Here is a 24,289-nt window from a genome sequence, read left to right as displayed (position 1 = left end):
ACTTTTTCAGGCCGGATTTTCCCTCCTGAGCAGGTTTGTGCGGGACTTTCCCTGTTGGCGACCTGCCCGGGGATGTCTGTCCGCTTAAAACACCACTGACGGGTTGACAGGCGACTTGAGCGCCCCTTTACCGCAACGTCCCGGGCGCGGCCGAAATTCCCGGGATTTGAGAAAAAACCTTGTCAAGCACTTTTTGAGAAAAAGTGAGCTGAATAGTTACCTTGTTTTTAGCGGGGAGGGTTAAACACTCCCTGGCCGCAGGGGGACAGCACAACCTATGCAGCAAAAAATTGGCTTGTTACAGGCTGTTACGATAAGTCGCTTCGCGAAAAAGATCCGTGAGCTCTGTCACACGGAGAGGCCACTGGAGAGGATGGGGCAAAGCGGGCGGGAAGTCCTCCCAAAACTGTGCGGAGCCATGGATGGCGGAGCCAAGCGTACAAGGATGTATTCACAGCGTGTTTTGGGAGGACTTCCCGCCCGCTTTGCAAGCACCAAACGTTGAAGGGCGAAACTTGGACTAGGAAGTCAAAGCTTGTTGGATGAGACTCTTCTGGTGCTCCGCAAACTCCCGGATCAAAGCCTGCGCCTTAACCGAGTCCCGCGCCAGAACCGCCTGCGGAAGATTGGCAAAAAACTCACTGGTCTGAGCAAGACCTCTGCGGTAGCGATCAGCACTGAGATAATAAGCACGGCTAACCGCCGGTTTGAAGTTTAACAGAGCCTCCGTAAGATAGGGATTGTCAACCAACTCGCAGCAGGCCTCCATCACATTAAAACTCGCCTCCACCACCGCCGTGATATTGGTAGGCGGGCGCTTCATCTGCGCTACAGCCTTGGCCACCGCCTCCAGCATCCGGGGCTTATCGCCCTCCTGCCAGCGCTCACACAGCCGGGCCGCCAGCATCATCAGCAAATGCATATACACATCATAAAGTTCGGAGGCGTGCGTGGCGTCCAGCCGGGTTGCCGAGGCGCCTTTGCGGGGTGTGATTTCCACCAGATGCCAGCGCTCAAGGGTATACAGCGCTTCCTTCACCGAAGCGCGGCTTACCTTTAGCTCACCGGCCAGGGTGGCCTCCTGAATCCTCTCACCCGGGCGAATCTGCCCGGTCATGATCCGCTCTGCCAGGTAATTGGCAATCTGCTCGGCCAGGGTGTTGGGCACCTGAAAATCCATAAGGGCTCTCTGAACAGGTCGTAAAAACCGGTCGGTCTCTGAGGTTGCCGGGCCGGAGTGGGAGTCTGTGTGTATGAGTTTATCACAGCCTCTGAATATGATAGCGACAACACCTTGATCCAGCGGGGAGCATCGGTTGGCTTCTTGAACCCCGGGTCTTTTGTCCACACTTGAAATCCCCCTGAAACGCACACAGGTATAATGCCCGAATCCTGCGAAAAAAAAGGGAAAGCCAAGATGCCCAAGCATTTCGAACAGGCCCCCGGCCTGCATGACGCCCCCGTTCCCGAAACCGAAGGCTATGTCTTCAACCAGACCATGATGCGCATCAAGGAACCCGAACGCTCCATGGACTTCTACACCCGGGTGATGGGCATGCGCCTGGTGCGCAAGCTGGACTTCCCGGAAATGAAGTTCACTCTGTATTTCCTCGGCTACCTGGACGACCGCCAGGCCGCCCTGGTGCCACACGACGATGCCTACCGCACCACCTATACCTTCGGCCGTGAAGCCATGCTCGAGCTGACCCACAACTGGGGCACCGAGGACGACAACGATTTCGCCTACCACAACGGCAACGACGAGCCCCGGGGTTTCGGCCACATCGGCGTTGCCGTGCCGGACGTGTACGCCGCCTGCGATCGCTTCGAAAGGCTCGATGTTGAATTTGTGAAAAAGCCGGACGACGGCAAGATGAAAGGCCTGGCCTTTATCAAGGACCCGGACGGCTACTGGATCGAAATCCTGCAGCCGGACATGCTTGAGAAGCAGCGCAAGTAAGATTGATGCGCCTCAGTCCGCGCCGGCCTTGCTGCCATACCGGGATGCGACAATCACCGCCGCGGTCAGAATCAGCGCGCCGGTAACGCCGATAGGCCCCAGTATCTCCTCCAGGAACACCCAGGCCAGAAGAGCCACGAACAGGGGTTCCAGAGTGACAATGATGCTGGAAAGCGTCGCCGGTGTGGTTTTCATGCCACTGAAGAAACTGACATAGCCAATGCATGTCGGCACCACGCCGATGTAGCCCACCATCAGCCAGTGCTTCAATCCCAGGCTTTTCAGCCCCTCGAATCCGCCACTGATTGCCACCACCGGCAACAGGATCAACGCCGCAGTAAAGAAACAGATAAACGCAGTGGTAAATACCGGGGTGCCGGCCGAGCTGTAACGGCTGGCCAGGGTAAAGCCGGTGTACACCACAGCAGCCAGCAGCGCCATCAGAATGCCGGCAAGGCGAAGTGTGCCACTGGTGTCCATATCACTGAGCACCAGCATGGCAGTGCCCGCAATAGCGGCAATCAGGGACAATATCGTCAGTAGCCCGGGTTTTTCGCCCAGCAGTGGTGCCGCCAGAATGGCGACCAGTACCGGCGGCAAACACAGGGCAATCAGAGTGGCAATGCCGGCACCGGTGAGGTCCACCGCAAGCAGATAGCTGCCCTGGTAAAAGGCCTGGAAAAGACCCAATGCCGCCAGCGGAAGCAGGGTTTTTGGTGTCAGGCTTCGCAGCGAACTGCCGGGCACCCTTGCGCCGGAATTGGCTTTCTCAAGCCGTGCCTGCTCCCGCCGCATCAGCAGCCAGAAAAACGGCAACGCCACCGCCAGCCTCAGAAAGCCCAGGGTGATGGCCTGAAGGTCAGTGCCGATAAACAGAAATTTCGCAACAATACCCGTTGTCGCCCAGAGCAGGGCGGCCAGGGCGATCAGCAGGGCGCCTCGGATCATTCAATCATCAGCACAATCAGCTCTTTGGGACCGTGAACACCGTACGCAAGGGTTTGCTCAATGTCGGCGGTTTTCGAGGGGCCAGAGATTAGCAGGGCATTGGTCGGCATACCAGCCGCCCAGTTCTGGGCCTTCATGGCTTCGTGGAAAGTTGTGTAGAGTTCCGAGGCTTTGAGGATGGCAATGTGTACCGGCGCTACCAGACTCATCAGTCGTGGCTCGTCCACCGTTGGCCACAGGATCAGTGAGCCGGTCTCGGCAATGCCGCCGCGGGTGGAGGTGATACTGGCATCCACTTCATTGAACAGATAGGCCTGCCAACTTTCAATGGGCTCATCGTAGATCAGCAGTTCCGGCAGATCGTTGCGGCGGGCGCTGCGCAGGGACTGGCCAATCTCGTGGGCTTTAGCAACCAACAGGTTGCGGGCGCCACGGGTGGCAAGCACTTCGGCGAGTCGGTCCATCCAGCTGTCTTCGGTGCAATGGTGAACCTCGCCATGCACCGACTCGATCATCTTCTCGAACCGCTCGACACGCTCCGTGGTGGACCAGTCAGGCCTCTCGAGTACCGAAAAATCACATTCCGGTACCGTCAGTTCTCCGCCGGTCCGGTTGCGCAGGCGTTGCAGAATTGTTTCCCGGGCGCTCATTGGCCACGCTCCTTCATCCGCTGGTGCAGGGTTTTGGCGGCCAGTTTTGGCGCCGTGCGGTAATTGGTCCAGGCTCCGGCGCTGGCAGGCTGCAACGCCCGCAGTTTGCTGGCGACACCGGTGCCAAACCGGTAAACGCCCGGGCTGGCGTGCATCCAGGCCCAGCCTTTCCAGATCATCGCTTCCATGGCGCTGCGTTTAGCACCATGGCCGCGCACCTTAGCCGGGTGCAGCCTGTCGCCATCCACAGATTCCTGGCGCAGACGCACCAGCAGATCCGGAATGGGGATTTTTACCGGGCAGACTTCGCCACAGGCACCGCACAGGCTGGAGGCGCTGGGCAGGTGACGGCCCTCATCCAGGCCAATCAGGTGCGGCATCAGAATCTTGCCGATAGGGCCCGGGTAGGTGGTGCCATAAGCATGGCCGCCAACGCGGGTATACACGGGGCAGTGGTTCATGCAGGCACCGCAGCGGATGCAGCGCAGGGTGTCCAGCAGTTCGTCGTCCTGGTAGATGGACGACCGGCCGTTATCCACCAGCACCAGGTGAACTTCCTCGGGGCCGTCCAGTTCCTCTGCCTTGCGCGGTCCGGAAATCATGTTGAAATAAGTGGTGATGTGCTGGCCCGTGGCAGAGCGTGTCAGCAGGGCGAGCAGGGCGGATACGTCCTCCATGCCCGGCACTACTTTCTCGATGCCGGTCACGGCAATGTGGCACGGCGGCACGGTGGTGGTCATTCGGCCATTGCCTTCGTTCTCCACCAGGCACAGGGTGCCGGTTTCCGCCACCGCAAAGTTGACGCCCGAAACTCCCACATCCGCGTTCATGAACTTTTCCCGCAACTGCTGGCGGGCGCTGGCGGTGAGGTATTCCACATCGTTGGAGAGATCGGTACCGGTTTTCTCGTGCAGCAGCTTGGAGATCTCGCCGGTGTTCTTGTGAATGGCCGGCATGATGATGTGCGAGGGCGTCTCCCCGGCCAGTTGCACAATGTATTCGCCCAGATCCGATTCCAGGGCTTCGATACCCTGTTCCTCCAGGTAATGGTTCAGTTCCATTTCCTCGGAAACCATGGACTTGCCCTTGATAACAGTTTTGGCGTCGCGGGCCTTGCAGATATCCCGCACGATCCGGCAGGCCTCGTCGCCGTCCACCGCCCAATGAACCTTGATGCCATTCTCTGTCAGCTTGTTCTCCAACTGCTCCAGCAGGTCCGGCAGGTTGGCCAGGGCCCGTAGGCGAACATTGGCGCCCAGATCCCGGAGGGTTTCCAGGTCCCAGCCCTCGAACGCCGCTTTGCGTTTGGCCATCAGTCCGTCCATGGCGCTGCGGAAGTTCTTGCGGATCTTGGGGTTATGAATGGCCGCCTGGGCGCGCGGGTGGAACTGTTTTACATCGATGTGATGGTCTGCATGCTCGGCTGTCTCGCTCATGATTGCTGCCCCCCTTTGCCCCGGGTTCGCGCCCAGAGGAAACTGAGAATGTGCTGGCCCTCGAGGGGTTTCTGATTCTTTTCGGCGTAGCCGGCGATGTTCATCAGGCAGCCGCAGTCGGTGGTGACGAACTGTTTGGCGCCAGCTTCCACCAGGGTATCCACTTTTTCGCTCACCATGGCACCGGAGATCTCCGGGTGGCGAATCGCAAAGGTGCCGCCGAACCCGCAACACTCCTCCGGTCGGATCTGTTCCACCAGATTCACGTTCTTTAGCTGTCCCAGCAGTTTGGGGCCGACTTCCGCCACGCCCATTTCACGGCGGGCCGAGCAGGACGTGTGCATGGCAACGGTGGTGGGCTCGCCCAGATCTTCCAGCTTGATATGGCAAACGTTGAGCAGGAAATCCGTCAGCTCCCAGACCCGGCCAGCCACCTCGGCGGCCTTCACTTCGTCTGTGGTGTCTTTGAACAGGGCCGGGTAATGCTTGCGCATCATCCCGCCACAGGAGCCGGAAGGCACCACAATGGGCCAGTCGCCCGGGAACAGATCCAGTTGAGCCCTGGCAACGGAACGGGCCTGGTCGTGATAGCCCGAGGTGTAGGCGGGCTGGCCGCAACAGGTCTGGTTCTGGGGAAATAGCACTTCAATGCCTTCCCGCTCCAGAAGCTCCACCCCGGCAATGCCCGCGTCCGGGTATATCAGGTCCACCAGGCAGGTGCCGTAGAAATAGACCTTCGCGGGTTTTGACGGATAAACCTTGATGGGATCAACCATGTGCCGACGCTCGTCTGTTTTGACTTTTTATTCAGCAATAATAGGGTGGCGAAGGCTGTGTTGCCAGGCGACTTTATGGGCAGTGACAAAGAGAAGGGCGGGGGAGGCAAAGAGGGCAGTGGCCGTGCGCCACTGCCCGGGGTATTACTTGACGGTCAGACGCTCTGCGTTCTTCTCGACAGTGCGCTCGCCAATGCCTTTGACCTTGGCAAGGTCTGCGGTCACCGCGAAGGGGCCATTGGCTTCCCGGTAGGCAACGATGGCTTCGGCTTTGCTTTGGCCAACACCGTTCAGGCTGGCCAGGGTGGCTACATCGGCGGTGTTGATGTTGATGGCGGCTTCTTCGGCGTAAGCAAAGCCGGTTACCAGGCTGAACAGCAGAATGAGGGTGGCGAAAAGCGGTGTGCGTTTCATGGGTGTAAGCTCCTGAGGCTAATTTGCGTTATTGGTGTTGTGCCAGGGCGCAAAGCAGCAGAAGCGAAATGTAAGAAGGTATGCAGAAATGTCTGGTAGGCAGAAAAGTGCACGGACGGGACCACGCTCCATGTGATCCCCGATTCCGTGGCTGACCCCTGCCTGCTCCTTCAGGCGTGCGCATCTTCCTGAACGCGTCTTCCTTGTGGTCATCCCTGCATGCCCTGATCCCGCGGGCAACCCCTTATCCGTGGAGTTGTCATCCCTGAGCCAACATTCCTTGCCGACTTCTCCTCCCTGACACCGCCTATTCTATCGGGGATGGAATTTGCACCTATCGGAGAATCGCCCCGAAGATTGTGCGATATGTCTTACAGTTTTGTAAGCATTCCGGCGAATGAACTTGGGGTCAGATGAAATTTTCATCTGACCCCGTTTTCATCTGACCCCGTTTTCAATGTGCCGGTGCGCCGCGGCCGCCTCCTGGATTCGCTCCATGGTGATCTCCCGAACGGCCCTCTGGCTGGCGCGGATATGGTGGGTCAAACGATCCGCCGCCTCGCCGGCGATGCCGTTTCTAAGCGCTTCCAGAATCTCGGCGTGCTCCACATAGGTGGCATCTACCCGATCATCCCGGGTGAAATCCAGCCGCCGGATAATCCGCAGCCGGTCGGTGATCTCCCGGTGAATCCGCGTCATCTCCCGGTTGCCAGCGGCGGCCACCAGGTCACAGTGAAAACTCTCATCCAGCGCCCGAACCGTGCTGCCCACTGCCCGTTCCGATGGGTGATCGGGGTTCCAGATGGCGGTCAGCATGCGGATTGCGGAGGGTTCCTCATCCAGCCCGCAAATCTTGTGCATGGCCGCACGTTCCAGGGTAATCCGCAGGTCATACAGTTCTTCCACCTGCCGGAAATCAAATGGCTTTACCTGCCAGCCACTGCGGAACAACACCTCCACGTAGCCCTCCCGCTGTAATCGGTACAGCGCCTCCCGAACCGGCGTTCGGCTGGCATGCAGGCGCCCCCCCACATCGCCCTCGCTGAACTTGTCACCGGGGATCAGGCGGAACTCAAAGATGTCGTCCTTCAGGGCTTCGTAAACCCTGTCTGCCATGGACTCTTTTCTTTTGGTGTTTGTTGCCATTTTCTTTTCGTTCGCCCCTTCTTTTGGTTCCGGGTTGCCTCTTGGGGGGAGTTTGGCCTCTGGGCGCGGCTATCGGGGAAGCTTTGCAAAAGACGCCGTAAACCCATCGGCGCCACTCCAGAGCTGGCAGCCAAAAAAGGCAAAACTCCCAAGCCTAAATCTTGATACTTAATAAAGGCTCCCCGGGAGTCACGGCCTTGCCAGGCTCCACATGCATGGCACTGATCTCCCCGGCCTGGGTCGCGTTGATCTCGAATTCCATTTTCATAGCCTCCACGATCACCAGCGGATCACCTTCGGCGACGGTATCGCCAGGCTTCACCAGGCACTTCCAGATGTTACCAGCAATCTCCGCACTCACCAGCTCCCCGAATTTCGCCAGGTCGGAGGCATCCGCTTTCGGCGGGGCCTTGGCCAGTTTATCCAGTTCTTCGGCTTCGCTGTCTTTCCACAGGGCCACCTCTTTAGCATAGGCCACCTGCTGCAATTCGCGGAATTCGGCGATGGCGTCGGCGTTGGCGTCCAGGAAGGCCTGATGGGATTTCAGGTCGAAGGTTTCTTCCTCGATTTTCACGGTCAGCTGGCCGGCGCGGAACTGGTCGCGCTTTTCGTCCAGTTCGGCTTCGGTTACCGGGTAGTAGCACACCTGGTCGAAGAAGCGTAGCAGCCAGGGGGCGCCTTCTGCGAACTGTGGGTTCTTCAGGTACTTATTCCAGATCGGCAGGGTGCGACCGACAAGCTGGTAGCCGCCGGGGGAGTCCATGCCGTAGATGCACATGTACACGCCGCCGATGCCTACGGTGCCTTCCGCCGTGTAGGTCCGGGCCGGGTTGTACTTTGAGGTGAGCATCCGGTGCCTTGGGTCCAGTGGCACGGCACAGGGCGCGCCCAGGTAAACGTCGCCAAGACCGAGCACCAGATAGCGGGCCGAGAACAGGATGTCGCGGACGGCCTCGCGGCTGGGCAGGCCGTTGATGCGTTGCATGAAGTCGACGTTGTTGGGCAGCCAGGGTGCGGTATCGCGCACGGACTGGCGGTACTTGTCCACCGCTTCGAGGGTGGCGCTGTCTTCGAAGGCCATGGGCAGGTGGATAACCCGGCTGCGGACTTTCAGTTCGTCCGTGGGTGGCAGGGTGGCTTCCAGGTCCAGCAGGTACTCCATCAGCGCCGCCTGCGGCAGGATGCGGGCATCGTATCGCAACTGCAGCGAGCGCACGCCGGGGGAGAGTTCCAGCAGGCCGTTGGGCTGCAGGTCGGCGATGGCTTCCATCAGGGCGTGGATGCGCAGGCGGAACCCCAGGTCCATCACGTTGGCGCCGTATTCCAGCAGGATGTACTGGTCGCCGGCCTGGCGATAGGTGACCTCCGGTCGACCGTCGGTTTCTTCCAGATGGGCTAGGATTGTCGCCGAGAGACCGTTCTCCGGGGCCAGGTCCGGTTTCACCAGATCCACCATCGGCGGCGCCATCAGGCTCTTGACGGCCAGTTCCTGGCGCTCGGAGAGTTCCACGGCGGTGTCGTTATCGATGGCCACGAACCGGATGGTATCGCCGGGTTTTACCTGGCCGACTTTCCATAATTCGGCCTTGGCGATGGTCGCCGGGCACACAAAACCGCCCAGGCTGGGGCCGTCCCTGGTGAGAATCACGGGCATGTCGCCGGTGAAGTTGATGGAGCCGATGGCGTATTCGCAGTCGTGGATGTTGGAGGGGTGCAGACCCGCTTCGCCACCGTCGGCGCGGGTGAACTCGGGCTTGGGTCCGTTCAGGCGGATGCCCAGGCGGTTGGAGTTGTAGTGAACTTCCCAGTCCTGCTCGAAGAACTTCTCGATGGATTGTTCGGTGAAGAAATCCGGCGCGCCGTGGGGGCCATAGAGCACACCGATTTCCCAGTGGTCTGGATAGTGGGGAATCAGGTCCGGGTCCGCCGGGGCGGGGTCGTGTGTCGGTGCCGTGGTGGTGCAGGCCGGCAGGCTGATCTGGCTGATGCCGAGCATGTCGCCAGGGCGCAAGGGCCGGCCGCCGTGGCCGCCGAACTGGCCGAGGGCGAAGGTGGAGCGGCTGCCGAGATACACCGGCACATCAAAGCCACCGCGCACGGCGAGGTAGGTGCGACAGCCCTTGATGGCCTTGCCCACCGTCAGAACCTGGCCGGCTTTCACCGTGATGGGTTTCCAGAATTCCACAGGTTTGTTGTCCAGGGTGGCCTCGGTGAGCGCACCGGTCAGGGCGACAACGGAATCTTTGTGGAACTTCAGGCTGGGGCCGATCAGTGTGGCTTCCAGGCCGGCGGCTTCGCTGTGGTTGCCGACGATGCGGTTGGCAATCCGGAAGGCGTAGTCATCCATGGGGCCGCTGGGCGGCACGCCGATGTTCCAGTAGCCCACGCGACCCGGGTAGTCCTGCACCGTGGTGTAGGTGCCGGGTTTGACCACCTCCGCCACGGCGGGTTTGAACTCGAAGCGCTCCAGTGCGCAGGTGGAGACAATGCCATCGGCAAAGCTCTGCTGGGCGACCACCTGGCGCAGGTAATCCAGATTGGTGGCAATGCCCATCAGCCGGGTTTCCGCCAGGGCGGCTTTCAGTTGGGCCAGGGCCTCGCGCCGGTCTTTGCCGTGCACAATCAGCTTGGCAATCATCGGGTCGTAGTGGGCGGACACCTCGCTGCCGTTTTCCACCCAGGTATCCACCCGCACATTGTCTTCCGGCCAGTGCACGTCGGTCAGTTCACCGGGCGAGGGCTGGAAATCCTTGAGCGGATCTTCGGCGTAGATGCGCACTTCCATGGACGCGCCGTTAAGTTCCGGCTCGAAACCGGCCAGGTCCGGGCTTTCTCCGGCGGCGATCTTCAGCATCCATTCGATCAGGTCCAGGCTGGTGACAGACTCGGTCACCGGGTGCTCCACCTGTAAGCGGGTATTCACTTCCAGGAAGTAGAACTCGTCCCGGTCGGCGTCGTAGATGTATTCCACAGTGCCGGCGGAGCGGTAATTTACCGATTGGCCGAGGGAGACGGCGGCATCCAGCATCTTCTGGCGGGTGGCCGCCGGCAGGTTCGGGGCCGGGGTTTCCTCCACCACTTTCTGGTTCCGGCGCTGCAGGGAGCAATCCCGTTCGCCAAGGGCAACTACATTGCCTTGGCCGTCGCCGAATATCTGCACTTCCACATGGCGGGCCCGGGCGATGAAACGCTCCAGGAACACGCCGCTGTCATTAAAGAAGCTCTGGCCCTGCCGGCGCACGGTTTCAAAGGCGTCCCGCAGTTCGCTTTCGCTGTTGCAGCGGGTCAGCCCGATGCCGCCGCCGCCGGCGGTGCTTTTCAGCATCACCGGGTAGCCCAGTCGGTTGGCGGTTTGCAGGGCTTCGTCCAGGCTTTCCAGCAGGCCGCTGCCCGGGGCCAGGGGCACACCGGCGGCTTCCGCCAGTTCCCGGGCCCGGTGCTTCAGGCCGAACTCGCGCATCTGGTGGGGTGTGGGGCCGATGAAGGCAATACCGTCGGCCTCGCAGGCCTCGGCGAAGTCGGCGTTCTCGGAGAGAAAGCCATACCCCGGAATGATCGCCTCGGCGCCGGTGTGCTTGGCGGCCGACAGAATCTGGGCCTTGTCGAGGTAGGTTTCGCTGGCGCCGTTACCGGTGAGGGCCACGGATTCATCGGCCAGGGTTACATGCAGGCTATGGCGATCCTGGTGGGAGTAGACGGCAACACTGCCAACGCCCATGGCCTTGAGGGTGCGAATGGTGCGAACCGCGATTTCGCCCCGGTTGGCGATCAGTACTTTAGAGAACATGGTCTGGAATCTCCTGTGAACCCGGGGTCAGAAGAACGCTTTCTTCTGACCCCTTTTTTGAATTTTGAAGTTGGGGTCAGATGAAAATTTCATCTGACCCCGTTTTCAGCAGTCACAAATGCTCGCCAGCCGCCGAATTCGGTGACATCCCGGGCGCCGTCGAAGCCGTAGCCTTCGCAGATAAAACCGTTCACCCAGCGGCCATCGGCCAGTTCCACATTGCCGATGCCCAGGGGCGCTGGAATCAGATCCACAAAGGAGCCGAAGGCTGAGGCGGGCATCTCCCAGACTTCCACGATGATCTGTTCACCCTTCTTGTTCTCTCCCTGGCCCGCAGCAACCCGTTTCAGGCCGGGTTTTGGCGGGGTGGTGTTGGGCAGGGCGTAGAGCCGGTAATGGGCGGAGGTGGTGGTTTGCTCCAGCAGCACCGCGAAGCGTTCGGTGAGCTGAGTGTTCAGGGGCATGCCGCTGAGGTGAGCGCCGACCACCGCCACCTGCACGGTTGGTGTTGAAATGGCAGCGTCCGGGGTTTCTTCCGGGCGGACTTTATCGGTGGCGCCCAGGGGTGTCGGGTGAGCGTTGAGCCACTGGCAGGCCAGGTTCTGCAGTTCGGTGTCCTTCCAGGCGCCGCTGATCAGCGTCACGCCGAAGGGCAGGCCGTCGTCCCGGAAGCCGGCGGGAATCGCCAGTGCGCTCATGTCCGCCAGGTTTACAAAATTGGTGTAGGTGCCCAGTTGGCTGTTGAGGGTCACCGGGTCGGCGTTGACCGCTTGGATGGTGGGCGCGGTAGGCGCAGTGGGCACCAGCAAGGCGTCCACATCGGCCAGCAGTACATCGATCTGGCGTTGCAGCTCTTCCTTGCGGTACTGGGCCTTGAAGGTATCGGTGGCGCTGAACTTGCCGGCGTTGCTGATAATGCCTTTGACCACCGGGTTCATATCATCGGCGTGGCTGGCCATGAACGCTTCCACAGCGGCGTGGCGCTCGGCCACCCAGGGGCCCTCGTAGAGCAGCGCCGCCAGTTCCAGCATGGGGCTGAAATCCATGGGAACCAGCTCAACATTCAGCCCGCGCCACAGGCTGATGGTGGTGTTCCAGGCCGCTTCCGACTGCGGGTCACCGAACCACTGGGGATGTTCCGGAATGGCCAGCCGTCTGATCGGGCCGGGCCGACGAAGGGCGGGGCCGTCCAGGGGCAGGGCGTAAGGTGCCTTGCGGGAAAACGCATCACCGGCGTCGAACCCGGTCATCACATCGGATACCAGGCCAGCGTCGTTGACGGTAAGCGCAAAGATGGACACGCAATCCAGGGAGCGGCAGGCCGGCACCACGCCGCGAATACTGAACCGGCCCCTGGTCGGCTTCAGACCCACCAGGTTGTTGAGCCCTGCCGGCACCCTGCCGGAGCCGGCAGTGTCGGTGCCCAGGGAAAATGGCACCAAGCCTCTGGCAACAACCGAGGCTGAGCCGGAGCTGGAGCCGCCGCTGACCACTTCCGGCTTGAAGCTGTTGGGCACCGCGCCATAGGGCGAGCGGGTACCCACCAGGCCGGTGGCAAACTGGTCCAGGTTGGTTTTGCCGATCACCACCGCGCCGGCGGCCTTCAGACGGGCAATGGTGGTGGCGTCTTCTTTCGGGGTGTAGGCGAAAGTCGGGCAGGCAGCGGTGGTTTCAAAGCCTCGGGCATCTATGTTGTCTTTTGCCGCGAACGGAATGCCATAGAGCGGCAGTGCGGCCTTGTCGCCGCCGGCGGCTTCCAGGGTCTGTTCCAGCTCTGCCAGGGCTTCGGCCAGGCCATTGCCATCCAGCAGGGAAATCCAGGCTAGGTCTGTGATATCCAGCCCCGCCAGTAACTCACCCAGTAATGACTCAGGCGAAGCGCCTTCTCTATAGGTGTTCTGCCAGTCCTTGATGGTCCATCCGAGTGTTGAAGGCATTGGTCGTCCTCATGTGCGTTATCAACTTGTATACATGTGGGATGGCAATGCCTGTGCCATTTGCGGAAATTTCTTAATAATTCTGTAAAAACAGCGAGTTATTAATTCTTGGCGCAGAAGTGCTCCGGCGAAGCCCGCCCAAGGCCGGTGCGGGCGCACCAAAACTGAACAGTAAAACAGAAGGTTGGAGGGGCGTTGATGGCTCCCTGTCAGTACCTGCTTGACTTGTATACTAGATAACTGTTTGTTTTAGATGGATATACATGGAATGTGGAACAGCAGATGCAGTGGCTCCTGTGAGTTTCAAGACGAACTGCACCCTCCAACTCAAGACCCAACTATGAAAAGGACGCGCAACATGAGCCTCAAAAAACACATGAAACTGGGCCTCTCTGCACTCGCACTTTCCATCTCCTTCAACTCCATGGCCGCGGAAGACCCCATCAAGGTGGGCATCCTGCACAGCCTTTCCGGCACTATGGCCATCAGTGAAACTGTCCTGAAAGACACCGTAGAAATGCTGATCGCGCAACAGAACGCCAAGGGCGGTGTGCTGGGTCGTCAGATGGAGGCGGTTGTTGTGGACCCGGCCTCCAACTGGCCGCTGTTCGCTGAAAAAGCCCGCGAGCTTCTGGCCCAGGAAAAAGTTGACGTTATCTTCGGTAACTGGACCTCAGTGTCCCGTAAATCCGTACTGCCGGTGGTGGAAGAGCTGAACGGCCTTCTGTTCTACCCGGTGCAGTACGAGGGTGAGGAATCTTCCGAGAACGTCTTCTACACCGGCGCTGCGCCCAACCAGCAGGCCATCCCTGCGGTGAACTACCTGATGAACGAAATCGGCGTGGAGCGCTGGGTACTGGCGGGCACCGACTACGTATACCCGCGCACCACCAACAAGATCCTTGAGACCTACCTGGTGGACATGGGTGTGGCCAAAGAAGACATCATGATCAACTACACGCCTTTCGGTCACTCCGACTGGCAGAACATTGTCTCTGATATCAAGCGCTTCGGTTCCGCCGGCAAGAAGACCGCCGTGGTTTCCACCATCAACGGCGACGCCAACGTGCCCTTCTATCGTGAGCTGGGCAACCAGGGCATCTCCGCCTCCGACATCCCGGTTGTCGCCTTCTCCGTGGGTGAGCAGGAACTCTCCGGTATCGATACCGCGCCGCTGGTTGGCCATCTGGCGGCCTGGAACTATTTCATGAGCGTGGACAGCGACGCCAACTACGACTTCATTGACCAGTGGATCAAGCACACCGGTAACGAGGAAGCGGTTACTAACGACCCGATGGAAGCTCACTACATCGGCTTCAACATGTACGTGGAAGCCGTCAAGAAAGCCGGTACCACTGACGTGGACGCGGTGAAAGACGCCATCGTCGGTGTCACTGTGCCCAACCTCACCGGTGGCTATGCCGCCATGATGCCCAACCACCACATCACCAAACCGGTTCTGATCGGTGAAATCCAGGACAATGGCCAGTTCTCCGTGGTCTGGGAGACCCCGTCTACCGTGGCCGGCGATGCCTGGTCTGACTATCTGCCGGGTTCACGGGACATGATCGCCGACTGGCGCAAGCCCATGTTCTGCGGAACCTTCAACACCGCAACCGGCACCTGTGGCGCGTCCGCGGGCGAGATGGCCGCTGAAGCCGAGTAAGGCAGGGATCGCATAGCGCTATGGAATAGCACCATGGACAACCGGGGGAGGCTGAGTTGCCCCCGGTTGTTGCCCCGCACCACGCTTTCAACAGACAGGACACACCCATGAGCATCTGCCGATCGCTCACATTACTGTTTATCGCCCTGGTTGCCGTTATCACCCCGCTATCGCTGCCCGCAGTGGCGCAGGAAAACGACCGTGGCAAGGCTTTGCTGACCAACCTTGCAGAAGCGCCGGCCAGCAAAGTGGAGGAGGCGGTGAACGCCATCGTCAGCAGCGGTGATGAAAGAGCCAGGGGCTGGCTCGAAGCCTACGGAAACAACCGTCTGAGCCGGGTAAAAGACACCGGGCAGGTGGTGCTGGTATTGAACAACCGGGGCCGGGACTGGGAAATCGCCGATCCGCTGACCGGAGAGAACCTGGGTGAAATGTCCCGCCGTGAGCTGGACAGAGTCGCCATCAACAACCGCATACGGGGCCAGCTTGAGGGCATACTGGCCATGCTGGACCTGAATGCCGCAGACCCCGATGTGCGTGAAGCCTCCGCACAGGACATGATGGGCAAAGTGGACGCCTCACTGGTCGAGCCGCTGGAAGCCCGACTGGCGCTGGAAGAAGACGCCGGCGTACGCAACCGCATTGAAGAAGCCGTGGCCATTTACCGGGTAGGCGAAGGCCGTGTGGAGGCTGTGGACGTGCTGGCCGGCAGCCTGCACCCCCGCGCCCGCGCCGCCCTCAACGAAGCGGCCCGAAGCGATAACCAGGCACTGGCGGCAAGCGCCACCGAAGCCCTGGAAAGCATCGAACAGAAACTCAAACTGAACCGTGCCGCCGAGACCCTGTATTTCGGGCTCTCACTGGGTTCAGTTCTGGTTCTCGCCGCCATCGGCCTGGCCATCACCTTTGGTGTGATGGGCGTGATCAACATGGCCCACGGCGAACTGATCATGCTGGGTGCTTACACCACCTGGGGCATGCAGCAACTCCTACCCGGCCAGCCCGGCCTGGCCCTGATTCTCTCGATTCCCGCCGGCTTCCTGGTGGCTGCTACCGCAGGCATTATCATTGAGCGCAGCGTTATCCAATACCTCAAAGGCCGCCCGCTGGAAACTCTGCTGGCCACCTTCGGCATCAGCCTGATCCTGCAACAGCTGGTGCGCACGGTGATCTCTCCCCAGAACCGCACCGTGGTGACCCCTGACTGGATGAGCGGCTCCCTGGTGATCAACGACGCTCTCTCGCTGACTCTCAACCGCCTGTACGTTCTGGCGTTCGCGCTGATTGTTTTCGCTGCGCTGATGCTGATCATGCGCAAGACCCGCCTGGGCCTGGAAGTGCGCGCCGTTACCCAGAACCGTGCCATGGCACGCTCCATGGGCATCCGCGCCACAAGGGTGGACATCATGACCTTTGCCCTGGGCTCCGGCGTTGCCGGCCTGGCCGGGGTAGCGCTGTCCCAGCTCACCAACGTGGGCCCCAACCTGGGCCAGAACTACATCATCGACTCGTTCATGGTGGTGGTGTTCGGTGGCGTAGGGAATCTCTGGGGCACCCTCATTGCCGGGCTTTCCCTGGGCACCATCAACCAGCTGCTCGAACCCTGGGCCGGTGCCGTACTCGCCAAGATCATTGTGCTGGTGTTCATCATCCTGTTTATCCAGAAACGGCCGAAGGGGCTCTTCCCCCAGAAAGGCCGGGCTGCGGAGGGTTAAGGTGTCCCGTCTAGCCAATTCTTTAATCCACTGCGAGGCGCAAGCGCCTCGCCCTTCGGGAGCCCCTGAACGCCTTGATAGCCGCGTTACAGCGACTCGATTTGGAACCACCAAACCTTCGCCACTGCGCCTTGCTCTCAAGACGCTCAGAGGCTCAGTGAATCAAATAATTAGCCAGAAGGGACACCAGTTATGTGGCTAACAAGACCCCTGCGTGAGCGGTCCACGCAAGTGTTCCTGGGTGTATTGTTCGCGGCCCTGGTGGTGGTGACCTTCCTACACCTGTTTATTCCCCAGGACAGCGCCCTGCATGTCAGCGCCTTTACTGTCACTTTGCTGGGCAAATACCTGTGTTACGCCCTGCTGGCGGTGGCGGTGGACCTGGTGTGGGGTTACCTCGGTATCCTCAGCCTGGGCCACGGCGCCTTCTTTGCTCTCGGCGGCTACGCCATGGGTATGTACCTGATGCGCCAGATTGGTGATCGCGGTGTGTATGGCGATCCCATCCTGCCGGACTTCATGGTGTTCCTGAACTGGCAGGAGCTGCCCTGGTTCTGGCACGGCTTCGACATGGCCTGGTTTGCCTTCCTCATGGTGCTGCTGGCCCCGGGCCTGCTGGCCCTGGTGTTCGGCTTTCTGGCCTTCCGCTCGCGGGTAACCGGGGTGTACCTCTCCATCATCACCCAGGCGCTCACCTTTGCCCTGATGCTGGCCTTCTTCCGCAACGAGATGGGCTTCGGCGGCAACAACGGCCTGACCGACTTCAAGGACATCCTTGGCTTCAACCTGCGCACGGACGCCACCCGCCTCGGGCTGTTCATCGCCACCGGTATCGCCCTGGCCATTGGCTACGTGATCTGCCGGGGCATTGTGACCAGCAAACTGGGCCGGGTGAGCGTGGCCTGCCGGGACGCCGAGGCCCGTACCCGCTTCCTGGGTTACCGGGTGGAACGGGTTCAGCTGTTCGTGTTCGTGGTGTCCGCCATGCTGGCGGGCGTGGCCGGAGCGCTGTACGTGCCTCAAGTGGGCATCATCAACCCCAGCGAATTCTCGCCGCTGTTCTCCATCGAGATCGTGGTATGGGTGGCCCTGGGTGGTCGCGCAACTCTCTACGGCGCGGTGATCGGCGCCATCCTGGTGAACTACGCCAAAACCGTGTTCACCGGCATCATGCCGGACGCCTGGCTGTTCGCCCTCGGCGGCCTGTTTGTGCTGGTCACCGTGTTCCTGCCCAAGGGCATTGCCGGGCTGCTGCAGAAACGCCGCAAAGCCAAAATCGATGACGACACAGCCACTGGGCAGGAGGCCGCCGCATGAGCATTTTTCAGGAACTGGCCAATCGCGACCAGGTATTCGAATTCCTCGCGCCGGTGCAGTCCCCGGTGGACGTGCGCCACGGCCCCATCCTGTACCTGGAAGGCGTGAACGTGAGCTTTGACGGCTTCAAGGCCATCAACAACCTCAACCTCACCATCGACGACGGTGAACTGCGCTGCATTATCGGCCCCAACGGCGCCGGCAAAACCACCATGATGGACATCATCACCGGTAAAACCCGGCCAGACACCGGCTCGGTGTGGTTCGGCAGCCGCCACAACCTGCTCACCATGAACGAGCCGGACATCGCCTCTCTGGGCATCGGCCGCAAGTTCCAGAAACCCACGGTGTTCGAAGCCCTCACAGTGTTCGAGAACCTGGAGCTGGCCATGGCGGCGGACAAGCGGGTATTGCCCACGCTCACCGCCGTGATGAAACCACAATTCCGGGACCGCATCGACGAAGTGCTGGAAATGATCGGCCTGAAAGACCTGCGGGACCGCCTCGCCGGTATCCTCTCCCATGGCCAGAAGCAGTGGCTGGAAATCGGTATGCTGCTGATGCAGAAGCCGCGCCTGCTGCTGGTGGACGAACCGGTCGCCGGCATGACCGAACAGGAAATGGAGCGCACCGCCGAACTGCTCACCAGCCTGGCCGGCAAACAGTCCGTTGTGGTGGTGGAGCACGACATGGGTTTCGTGCGCTCCATTGCCCGCAAGGTGACCGTGCTGCACCAGGGCAGCGTGCTGGCCGAAGGCTCCATGGACCAGGTCTCCAACGACCCGGAAGTGATCAAGGTGTATCTCGGGGAGGAGGCGTAATGCTGAAGATCCGGAAGCTCAACCAGTTTTACGGCGAAAGCCACACCCTCTGGGATCTGGACATGGACGTACCCCAGAGTCAATGCACCTGCGTAATGGGCCGCAACGGCGTGGGCAAAACCACCCTGATGAAATGCATCATGGGCGAGGAAGCCACCAAAAGCGGCAGTATTGAATTCGCCGGGGATGTGGAGCTCACCAAAAAGAAAGTGGAAGATCGATCACGCCTCGGCATCGGCTACGTGCCCCAGGGACGGCAGATTTTCCCCCTGCTGACCGTGGAAGAAAACCTGCGCACCGGCCTGGCCGTACGCAAGGACGGCAGCAAGAAAATCCCCGAACGTGTCTATGAGCTGTTCCCGGTGCTGAAGGAAATGCGGCACCGCAGGGGCGGCGACCTGTCTGGCGGTCAGCAGCAGCAACTCGCGATTGGGCGGGCGCTGGTGATTGAACCGAGGCTGCTGATTCTGGACGAACCGGGGGAGGGGATTCAGCCGAATATTGTGGCGCAGATTGGGGAGGTTATTCGCAGGCTGATCGAGGAGGATGGGCTGACCGTTCTGCTCGTTGAGCAGAAGTTGCCGTTTGCGCGGAAGTATGCGGATCGGTTTGCGATTCTTGATCGGGGGCGGCGAGTTGCTGGGGGTCAGATTGCTGGGCTGTCTGACCAGTTGATTAGAGCACATTTAACTGTTTGATTGTAAACGCCGCTAAATCGACCCTCTTGCCTGTCGGTGATTACGCCCCATATAACCCTCTCCCGGGTGCACCCTGGCACTGGTGAGGGTAGACTGACGGTTTTGAATGCCGGTCCGGTTTTCCGGGCCGGACTTTTTTCAAGGTCTGCAGGGTTCATCATGGATGACCATTCCACAAATAACGACTCGGCGGGCGAAAGCGTGCGCCCGCTGATTTCATCGGATCTTGCCACGCCAATCTACGGGCTGTTCGGCCTGGGTATTCTGTATACCCTGTATCTGGCCCATGAGATTGTCATGCCTATCATTCTCGCGTTAATGACGAGCCTGTTGCTGTCGCCACTGGTGAAGAAGGCCTACGTCACATGGCGGATTCCGCGGGTGGTCAGCTCGCTGGTTTTAGTCATGCTGGTACTGGCCGGGATTGTTGGTATCACCCTTGCGGTCGCGACCCCGGCGCTGAAGTGGGTGGAGGAGGTGCCGCAGGGGATCTCCAGGCTGTTGGTAGGCGAGAGCGAGATCCGTCGCCAGATTGCCAGGGTGACGGAATCAGCGAAGCAGGTCGAGAAATCCGTGGAGGAGCTTTCCGAGACAGAGCAACAACAGCCAACGGCGGTTGTTCTGCAAACGGACTCCTGGCGCAGCCAGTTGATGGCCAAAGCCCGGAACGGCATCGCGGGCCTCGCGCTGGCACTGGCATTGACCTATTTCCTTCTGGTCAGCGGTGACCGTCTGACCAGGAACTTTGTTCGTCAGCTCCCCATTGATCAGCGCAAAACGGTGTTACGGATCACTCATGATTCGCAGCATCAGATTGCCCGCTACCTGGGCGTTCTGGGATTGAGCAATCTGGCCGTCGGCACTATCACCGGCCTTATATCCTGGGGCGCCGGCTTGCCGGATCCGGCGGTCTGGGGGCTGGTGGCAGGGCTGGCCCGGTTTATTCCCTATCTGGGCAATATTCTCTCGATTTCGATGCTGACAATCGTATCAGCCGTCAGCCTGGATGAACTCTGGATGATGGTGATCGCGCCCCTGGGTTTCCTGGGGCTGACGACCCTTGTAGGTCTGTTTATCGAGCCCTGGATCCATGGCTTTCGCATGGCGATCAATCCGGTGGTTATCTTTGTCTCGATCTTCTTCTGGGGCTGGCTGTGGGGGCCAGTGGGCGTGCTTCTGGCTGTGCCATTGATGACGGTTATCCAGGTGGTCCTCAAGCAGATTCCCAAGCTGCGCCCGGTCTACAAGGTTATTGCGCGATAGCGGGAATAATGGATACCCGCAACACGCACTGACACACCCCGGAAACTCACCTATCCTCTCTGGACACCCAAAATTCAGCAGACAGGGAGGATCGCCCGCCCATGATCCCGACTACCATGAAGGCCATGGTTCTTACCGGTCACGGTGATATCGAAAAACTCGGGTACTGGTAACCGGTGCCAGCGGCGGCAACATCAGCGAAATCCTTTGGACCCGTATCTACCTCTATTCAGGTGCACATTTTCAGTGTCTCCCATGGCACCCGGGAAGAAGCGGAGCAACTGATGGCCTGGATTCGGGGAGGGCAACTGAAACCGGTTCTGCACGGTGCCTTCAGGCTCTCTGATCTGCATCGGGCAGAAAAGTATTTTGTGAACCGGGGTAGCAATTATCTCGGCAAGATCGTGATCGTTCCCGACTCACAATGGGAAGAACACGGCCAACCCTGGTCACTGGAGAGTGCCTGATGAAACCCGAGATTACCATTCAGTTGATGGATACCCATGCCGGCGGTGATGTCAGCCGCATCGTAACCGGTGGCATTGATCAATTGCCCGGCGATACGGTCCGTGCTCAGATGGAATACCTGCGGGATGACGCCGATGGCCTGCGCCGGCTTTTGTTGGAAGAGCCATATGGCGTGCCCGAAATGTCCGTGGATTTGCTGGTGCCGCCAACGGATCCCCGGGCCGCGGCCGGTTACATCATCATGGAAGTCATGGGTTACCCGATTTACTCCGGCTCTAACACCATCTGCACGGCCACCGCAGTGCTGGAATCAGGTATCCTGCCGAAGCAGGAAGGCAAACAGAACTTTCTCCTGGAATCCCCTGCTGGCCTGGTTCAGATCGAGGCGACCGTGCAGGACGGCGTGGTGGAAGCCATTACCTGTGAAGGCCTGCCCAGTTATATCCACACCTACAAGGCCAGCATCGACGTGCCCTCGTTGGGTGAGATTACCTACAGCGTGGCATACAGCGGTGGCTTTTATGCGCTGGTGGATGCGTCCAGTCTGGGCTTTGATCTGACCCTGGACGAAGAGCGCAAGCTGTCGGAAACCGCCCATGCCATTGTTGAGGCCATCCAGGCCGAACGGGGCTTTTCCCATTACACCCTTGGCGATGTGGGGCCACTGCCGTTCCTTCACTTCATGGGTCCCGTAGGGCATGTGGCCGAAGGCTATTACCGCTCCCGGTCTGCAACCTATGTGCATCCCGGTGTGATTTGCCGGAGCACCACCGGCACTGGCACTTCCGCCCGCCTGGCGTTGATGAACTACGAAGGCAGTATTAAGCCGGGTGACAAGCTCGAAACCGTTTCCCTGAGAGAGACCGGCTTTATCGGTGAATTTACCGCCGTTGAAGAGGAGGGTGAATACCAGGTAATCAAGAACAGCATCACCGGCAAGGGCTATGTCATTGCCCGCTCAGACATCGTTGTGAACTGCGATGACCCCATGGTGGAGTGTGGGTCCCTGCGCCATATTCTTTCCGGCCGCCACTCCTGGAATATCACCCCGAAATCCTGACCTCCTCACCCGGCGCGGCCTGCCGGGCTGCGCCGGTTTGTCTCCTCACGAAGCGCTCCGGATTTCTTCCTGTTTGGTCTAAAGTTTACCTTTACGTAAGGTGAAGCCTGTGCTAAACCTTGATTCCTACTTTCGATGATAAAAACACCAGGAGTTGAGAATGAGCCTTCCGCAATACACCGACGTTTACAACAACTTCGATCCTGCTGCCCTGGAAGCGGACATCCTGGATGGACGTCTGGATAGCGGGCTCAACGTATGCCACGAAATCTGCGACAAGTGGGCGGACGATCCCCGGCGCGTCGCCCTTTACTACGAAAAAGAGGGTGGCGGTGACGGTGTTCTGACCTTTGCCGAGCTGAAAGAGCAGTCGGCCCGATTTGCCAACTACCTGACGTCCCAAGGCATTGGAAAGGGTGACCGGGTGGCTGCGCTCCTGCCGCGTACACCGGAACTGTTGATTGTCATCGCGGGAGCCTTACGTGCCGGTGCCGTGTATCAACCCCTGTTTACTGCCTTTGGGTCCGGGGCTATTGAATACCGTTTTGAGCGGGCCGGCACCAGGCTGGTGGTGACCAATCCGGAAAACTTCCCCAAGCTGAATGATGTGAAGGTGTGCCCGCCGGTACTCGCTGTAAACGCCGATGAGATTGACGCTGAAGTCCCCGGTTTCGAGGAAACCCTGGCGGCGCAGTCGAGTGAGTTTGAGCCGGTCATGGTTAGAGGTGACGAGCCGTTCCTGCAGATGTTTACGTCCGGTACGGTGGGCAAGTCCAAGGGCGTTGCCGTTCCGGCCAAAGCGCTGCTGGCATTCTATGTCTACATGAAGTACGCCATCGATCTGCGGGACGACGACAGGTTCTGGAATGTGGCCGATCCCGGCTGGGCCTACGGTCTTTATTACGCGGTGGTAGGTCCTCTGTTGATGGGACATGCGACCCATTTCAACCCCGGGGGCTTCACGCCGGAATCCACCTACGACATGATCCGCAAGTACAGGATCACCAACCTGGCCGCAGCGCCTACGGCCTATCGTCTGCTCAAGGCCAACGATCATGTGCTGCCAGACGGTGAGAACCTGGGTCTGCGAATCGCGAGCAGTGCCGGCGAGCCCCTCAATCCGGAAGTGGTGAACTGGATCCGCAATCGTCACTTCTGCCCGGTCAAGGATCACTACGGCCAGACCGAAACCGGTATGACCTGCTGTAACTTCCATGGCCTTGAGCACCCCATTCGCGAGGGCTCCATGGGCTATGCCTCCCCGGGCCATAAAGTCGTTGCCCTGAACGAGAAGAACGAGGAAGTGGGCGCGGGCGAGGTTGGTCAACTGGCCGTGGATGTGAAAGCCTCGCCTCTGTTCCACTTTGACGGTTACACCTGGGGTGAAAAAGACCCGTTCGTGAAAGGCTACTATCTCACCGGAGACATGGTGGTCTGCCATGGCGATGGCTGCTTCTCCTTCAGTGGCCGGGACGACGACATTATTACCACCGCCGGCTACCGTGTCGGCCCCGCAGACGTGGAGAGCACACTGCTGGAACATGCCGCCGTGGCGGAGTCCGGCGTAGTCGGGAAACCGGATGAAAAGCGTGGCTCCATCATCAAGGCCTATGTCGTGATCAAGAGCGATCAGGCGCCAGCGGATGAGCAGGCCCTGAAAGACGAACTTCAGGAGTTGGTGCGCCGCCGGTTGTCCACCCACGCCTTCCCCCGGGAAATCGAGTTCGTTGATGAACTGCCGAAGACGCCAAGCGGGAAGATTCAGCGGTTCGTCCTTCGTAATAAAGCCCAGGAAGAAACCGGCGCATGATCATCACGTTTGAAGAGTTGCAGGCCTTCCTTGACGAGCAGTTTCCGCAGGGGGCCGCCTTCGGCACCCTGCAGAAGCTCGGGGATGGCTGGGCGGAAATGAGGCTGGAAGTGGATGAGGAGCATCTCAGGCCCGGGGGTACCGTCTCCGGGCCGGCCATGATGGGGCTGGCGGACGTCACCCTGTACGCCGCGCTGCTCAGCAGGATTGGCCTGGTGCCTTTGGCGGTAACCACCAACCTGAATATCAATTTCCTGCGCAAACCTGTGGCACACCAGCCGATCTGGGCCAGGGCGACGATGCTGAAGGTCGGCCGTACCATGGGGGTGGGCGAAGTGTTCGTATACTCCGAAGGCGCAGAGGAGCCGGTGGCCCACTCCACCATGACCTATTCGATCCCTCCGAACCGGTAGCGCC

General features: G+C 60.0%; 19 protein-coding genes and 1 pseudogene. 11 read left to right on the top strand and 9 right to left on the bottom strand.

Annotated features, from left to right (window positions below; all coding sequences use genetic code 11):
* Positions 1-520: 520 nt before the first annotated feature.
* Positions 521-1,180, bottom strand: a complete 660-nt coding sequence (locus QPL96_RS02020; protein ID WP_303285221.1) for a GntR family transcriptional regulator — start codon at positions 1,178-1,180, stop codon at positions 521-523.
* A gap of 237 nt (positions 1,181-1,417) precedes the next feature.
* On the opposite strand from QPL96_RS02020, the gene gloA reads away from it, so the two are divergent.
* Positions 1,418-1,960 (top strand): lactoylglutathione lyase, encoded by a 543-nt coding sequence (gene gloA / locus QPL96_RS02015; protein WP_303285220.1) that lies wholly within the window; start codon positions 1,418-1,420, stop codon positions 1,958-1,960.
* A 12-nt stretch (positions 1,961-1,972) separates the two neighbouring features.
* On the opposite strand, the gene QPL96_RS02010 is transcribed toward gloA, so the two are convergent.
* The 8 genes from QPL96_RS02010 to atzF all read right to left on the bottom strand — a co-directional run bounded on the left by QPL96_RS02010 (position 1,973) and on the right by atzF (position 13,054).
* Entirely contained in the window at positions 1,973-2,908 is a 936-nt protein-coding gene (locus QPL96_RS02010) for a DMT family transporter (RefSeq protein WP_303285219.1), read from the bottom strand.
* A complete protein-coding gene (locus QPL96_RS02005; RefSeq protein ID WP_303285217.1) occupies positions 2,905-3,558 on the bottom strand; it encodes a lactate utilization protein in 654 nt (217 codons plus the stop codon). Before QPL96_RS02005 ends, QPL96_RS02010 begins: the two co-directional genes overlap by 4 nt.
* Complete coding sequence (locus QPL96_RS02000) at positions 3,555-4,994, bottom strand: LutB/LldF family L-lactate oxidation iron-sulfur protein (RefSeq protein WP_303285215.1); 1,440 nt, start codon at positions 4,992-4,994, stop codon at positions 3,555-3,557. Before QPL96_RS02000 ends, QPL96_RS02005 begins: the two co-directional genes overlap by 4 nt.
* A complete protein-coding gene (locus QPL96_RS01995; RefSeq protein WP_303285213.1) occupies positions 4,991-5,770 on the bottom strand; it encodes a (Fe-S)-binding protein in 780 nt (259 codons plus the stop codon). Before QPL96_RS01995 ends, QPL96_RS02000 begins: the two co-directional genes overlap by 4 nt.
* Before the next feature lie 144 nt (positions 5,771-5,914).
* Positions 5,915-6,184 carry a ComEA family DNA-binding protein gene (locus QPL96_RS01990; RefSeq protein ID WP_303285212.1) on the bottom strand — a complete coding sequence of 90 codons (270 nt, stop codon included), beginning with the start codon at positions 6,182-6,184 and terminating at the stop codon, positions 5,915-5,917.
* Positions 6,185-6,622: 438 nt separating this feature from the next.
* On the bottom strand, positions 6,623-7,300 hold the full coding sequence (locus QPL96_RS01985) for a GntR family transcriptional regulator (protein ID WP_303285211.1): 678 nt from the start codon (positions 7,298-7,300) through the stop codon (positions 6,623-6,625).
* 184 nt (positions 7,301-7,484) lie between these two features.
* Complete coding sequence (uca, locus tag QPL96_RS01980) at positions 7,485-11,117, bottom strand: urea carboxylase (RefSeq protein ID WP_303285210.1); 3,633 nt, start codon at positions 11,115-11,117, stop codon at positions 7,485-7,487.
* Between the two features lie 89 nt (positions 11,118-11,206).
* Entirely contained in the window at positions 11,207-13,054 is a 1,848-nt protein-coding gene (gene atzF / locus QPL96_RS01975) for an allophanate hydrolase (RefSeq protein WP_303285208.1), read from the bottom strand.
* Between the two features lie 358 nt (positions 13,055-13,412).
* On the opposite strand from atzF, the gene urtA reads away from it, so the two are divergent.
* From urtA to QPL96_RS01925, 10 genes and pseudogenes are all read left to right on the top strand, one after another.
* Positions 13,413-14,720: an urea ABC transporter substrate-binding protein gene (gene urtA / locus QPL96_RS01970; protein WP_303285207.1), complete on the top strand. Its 1,308-nt coding sequence runs from the start codon at positions 13,413-13,415 to the stop codon at positions 14,718-14,720.
* 107 nt (positions 14,721-14,827) lie between these two features.
* Complete coding sequence (gene urtB / locus QPL96_RS01965) at positions 14,828-16,435, top strand: urea ABC transporter permease subunit UrtB (protein ID WP_303285206.1); 1,608 nt, start codon at positions 14,828-14,830, stop codon at positions 16,433-16,435.
* 192 nt (positions 16,436-16,627) lie between these two features.
* Positions 16,628-17,752, top strand: a complete 1,125-nt coding sequence (gene urtC / locus QPL96_RS01960; RefSeq protein WP_303285204.1) for an urea ABC transporter permease subunit UrtC — start codon at positions 16,628-16,630, stop codon at positions 17,750-17,752.
* Positions 17,749-18,573, top strand: coding sequence for an urea ABC transporter ATP-binding protein UrtD (gene urtD, locus QPL96_RS01955; RefSeq protein WP_303285202.1), 825 nt, complete (start codon positions 17,749-17,751; stop codon positions 18,571-18,573). Before urtC ends, urtD begins: the two co-directional genes overlap by 4 nt.
* Positions 18,573-19,271 (top strand): urea ABC transporter ATP-binding subunit UrtE, encoded by a 699-nt coding sequence (urtE, locus tag QPL96_RS01950; protein ID WP_303285200.1) that lies wholly within the window; start codon positions 18,573-18,575, stop codon positions 19,269-19,271. The genes urtD and urtE overlap by 1 nt, the downstream gene beginning before the upstream one ends.
* Before the next feature lie 159 nt (positions 19,272-19,430).
* Positions 19,431-20,534 carry an AI-2E family transporter gene (locus QPL96_RS01945; protein ID WP_303285199.1) on the top strand — a complete coding sequence of 368 codons (1,104 nt, stop codon included), beginning with the start codon at positions 19,431-19,433 and terminating at the stop codon, positions 20,532-20,534.
* Positions 20,535-20,694: 160 nt separating this feature from the next.
* Positions 20,695-21,001: pseudogene (locus QPL96_RS01940) on the top strand (alcohol dehydrogenase); the annotation flags it as partial.
* Positions 21,001-22,062 carry a proline racemase family protein gene (locus tag QPL96_RS01935; protein WP_303285198.1) on the top strand — a complete coding sequence of 354 codons (1,062 nt, stop codon included), beginning with the start codon at positions 21,001-21,003 and terminating at the stop codon, positions 22,060-22,062. The pseudogene QPL96_RS01940 and the gene QPL96_RS01935, both read left to right, overlap by 1 nt.
* Before the next feature lie 160 nt (positions 22,063-22,222).
* Complete coding sequence (locus tag QPL96_RS01930) at positions 22,223-23,872, top strand: AMP-binding protein (protein ID WP_303285197.1); 1,650 nt, start codon at positions 22,223-22,225, stop codon at positions 23,870-23,872.
* A complete protein-coding gene (locus QPL96_RS01925) occupies positions 23,869-24,285 on the top strand; it encodes a PaaI family thioesterase (RefSeq protein ID WP_303285196.1) in 417 nt (138 codons plus the stop codon). The genes QPL96_RS01930 and QPL96_RS01925 overlap by 4 nt, the downstream gene beginning before the upstream one ends.
* The last annotated feature ends 4 nt before the right edge of the window (positions 24,286-24,289 follow it).

This window comes from Marinobacter sp. SS8-8 (assembly GCF_030540945.1).
In the GTDB taxonomy this organism is placed as follows: Bacteria; Pseudomonadota; Gammaproteobacteria; order Pseudomonadales; family Oleiphilaceae; genus Marinobacter.
This window is presented reverse-complemented; position numbering and strand designations above follow the sequence as displayed.

Excerpts from the sequence above, each read along its gene's own strand:
- QPL96_RS02020 (WP_303285221.1), bottom strand. The coding sequence starts at position 1,180 with ATGGATTTTCAGGTGCCCAACACCCTGGCCGAGCAGATTGCCAATTAC.
- gloA (WP_303285220.1), top strand. The coding sequence starts at position 1,418 with ATGCCCAAGCATTTCGAACAGGCCCCCGGCCTGCATGACGCCCCCGTT.
- QPL96_RS02010 (WP_303285219.1), bottom strand. The coding sequence starts at position 2,908 with ATGATCCGAGGCGCCCTGCTGATCGCCCTGGCCGCCCTGCTCTGGGCG.
- QPL96_RS02005 (WP_303285217.1), bottom strand. The coding sequence starts at position 3,558 with ATGAGCGCCCGGGAAACAATTCTGCAACGCCTGCGCAACCGGACCGGC.
- QPL96_RS02000 (WP_303285215.1), bottom strand. The coding sequence starts at position 4,994 with ATGAGCGAGACAGCCGAGCATGCAGACCATCACATCGATGTAAAACAG.
- QPL96_RS01995 (WP_303285213.1), bottom strand. The coding sequence starts at position 5,770 with ATGGTTGATCCCATCAAGGTTTATCCGTCAAAACCCGCGAAGGTCTAT.
- QPL96_RS01990 (WP_303285212.1), bottom strand. The coding sequence starts at position 6,184 with ATGAAACGCACACCGCTTTTCGCCACCCTCATTCTGCTGTTCAGCCTG.
- QPL96_RS01985 (WP_303285211.1), bottom strand. The coding sequence starts at position 7,300 with ATGGCAGACAGGGTTTACGAAGCCCTGAAGGACGACATCTTTGAGTTC.
- uca (WP_303285210.1), bottom strand. The coding sequence starts at position 11,117 with ATGTTCTCTAAAGTACTGATCGCCAACCGGGGCGAAATCGCGGTTCGC.
- atzF (WP_303285208.1), bottom strand. The coding sequence starts at position 13,054 with ATGCCTTCAACACTCGGATGGACCATCAAGGACTGGCAGAACACCTAT.
- urtA (WP_303285207.1), top strand. The coding sequence starts at position 13,413 with ATGAGCCTCAAAAAACACATGAAACTGGGCCTCTCTGCACTCGCACTT.
- urtB (WP_303285206.1), top strand. The coding sequence starts at position 14,828 with ATGAGCATCTGCCGATCGCTCACATTACTGTTTATCGCCCTGGTTGCC.
- urtC (WP_303285204.1), top strand. The coding sequence starts at position 16,628 with ATGTGGCTAACAAGACCCCTGCGTGAGCGGTCCACGCAAGTGTTCCTG.
- urtD (WP_303285202.1), top strand. The coding sequence starts at position 17,749 with ATGAGCATTTTTCAGGAACTGGCCAATCGCGACCAGGTATTCGAATTC.
- urtE (WP_303285200.1), top strand. The coding sequence starts at position 18,573 with ATGCTGAAGATCCGGAAGCTCAACCAGTTTTACGGCGAAAGCCACACC.
- QPL96_RS01945 (WP_303285199.1), top strand. The coding sequence starts at position 19,431 with ATGGATGACCATTCCACAAATAACGACTCGGCGGGCGAAAGCGTGCGC.
- QPL96_RS01935 (WP_303285198.1), top strand. The coding sequence starts at position 21,001 with ATGAAACCCGAGATTACCATTCAGTTGATGGATACCCATGCCGGCGGT.
- QPL96_RS01930 (WP_303285197.1), top strand. The coding sequence starts at position 22,223 with ATGAGCCTTCCGCAATACACCGACGTTTACAACAACTTCGATCCTGCT.
- QPL96_RS01925 (WP_303285196.1), top strand. The coding sequence starts at position 23,869 with ATGATCATCACGTTTGAAGAGTTGCAGGCCTTCCTTGACGAGCAGTTT.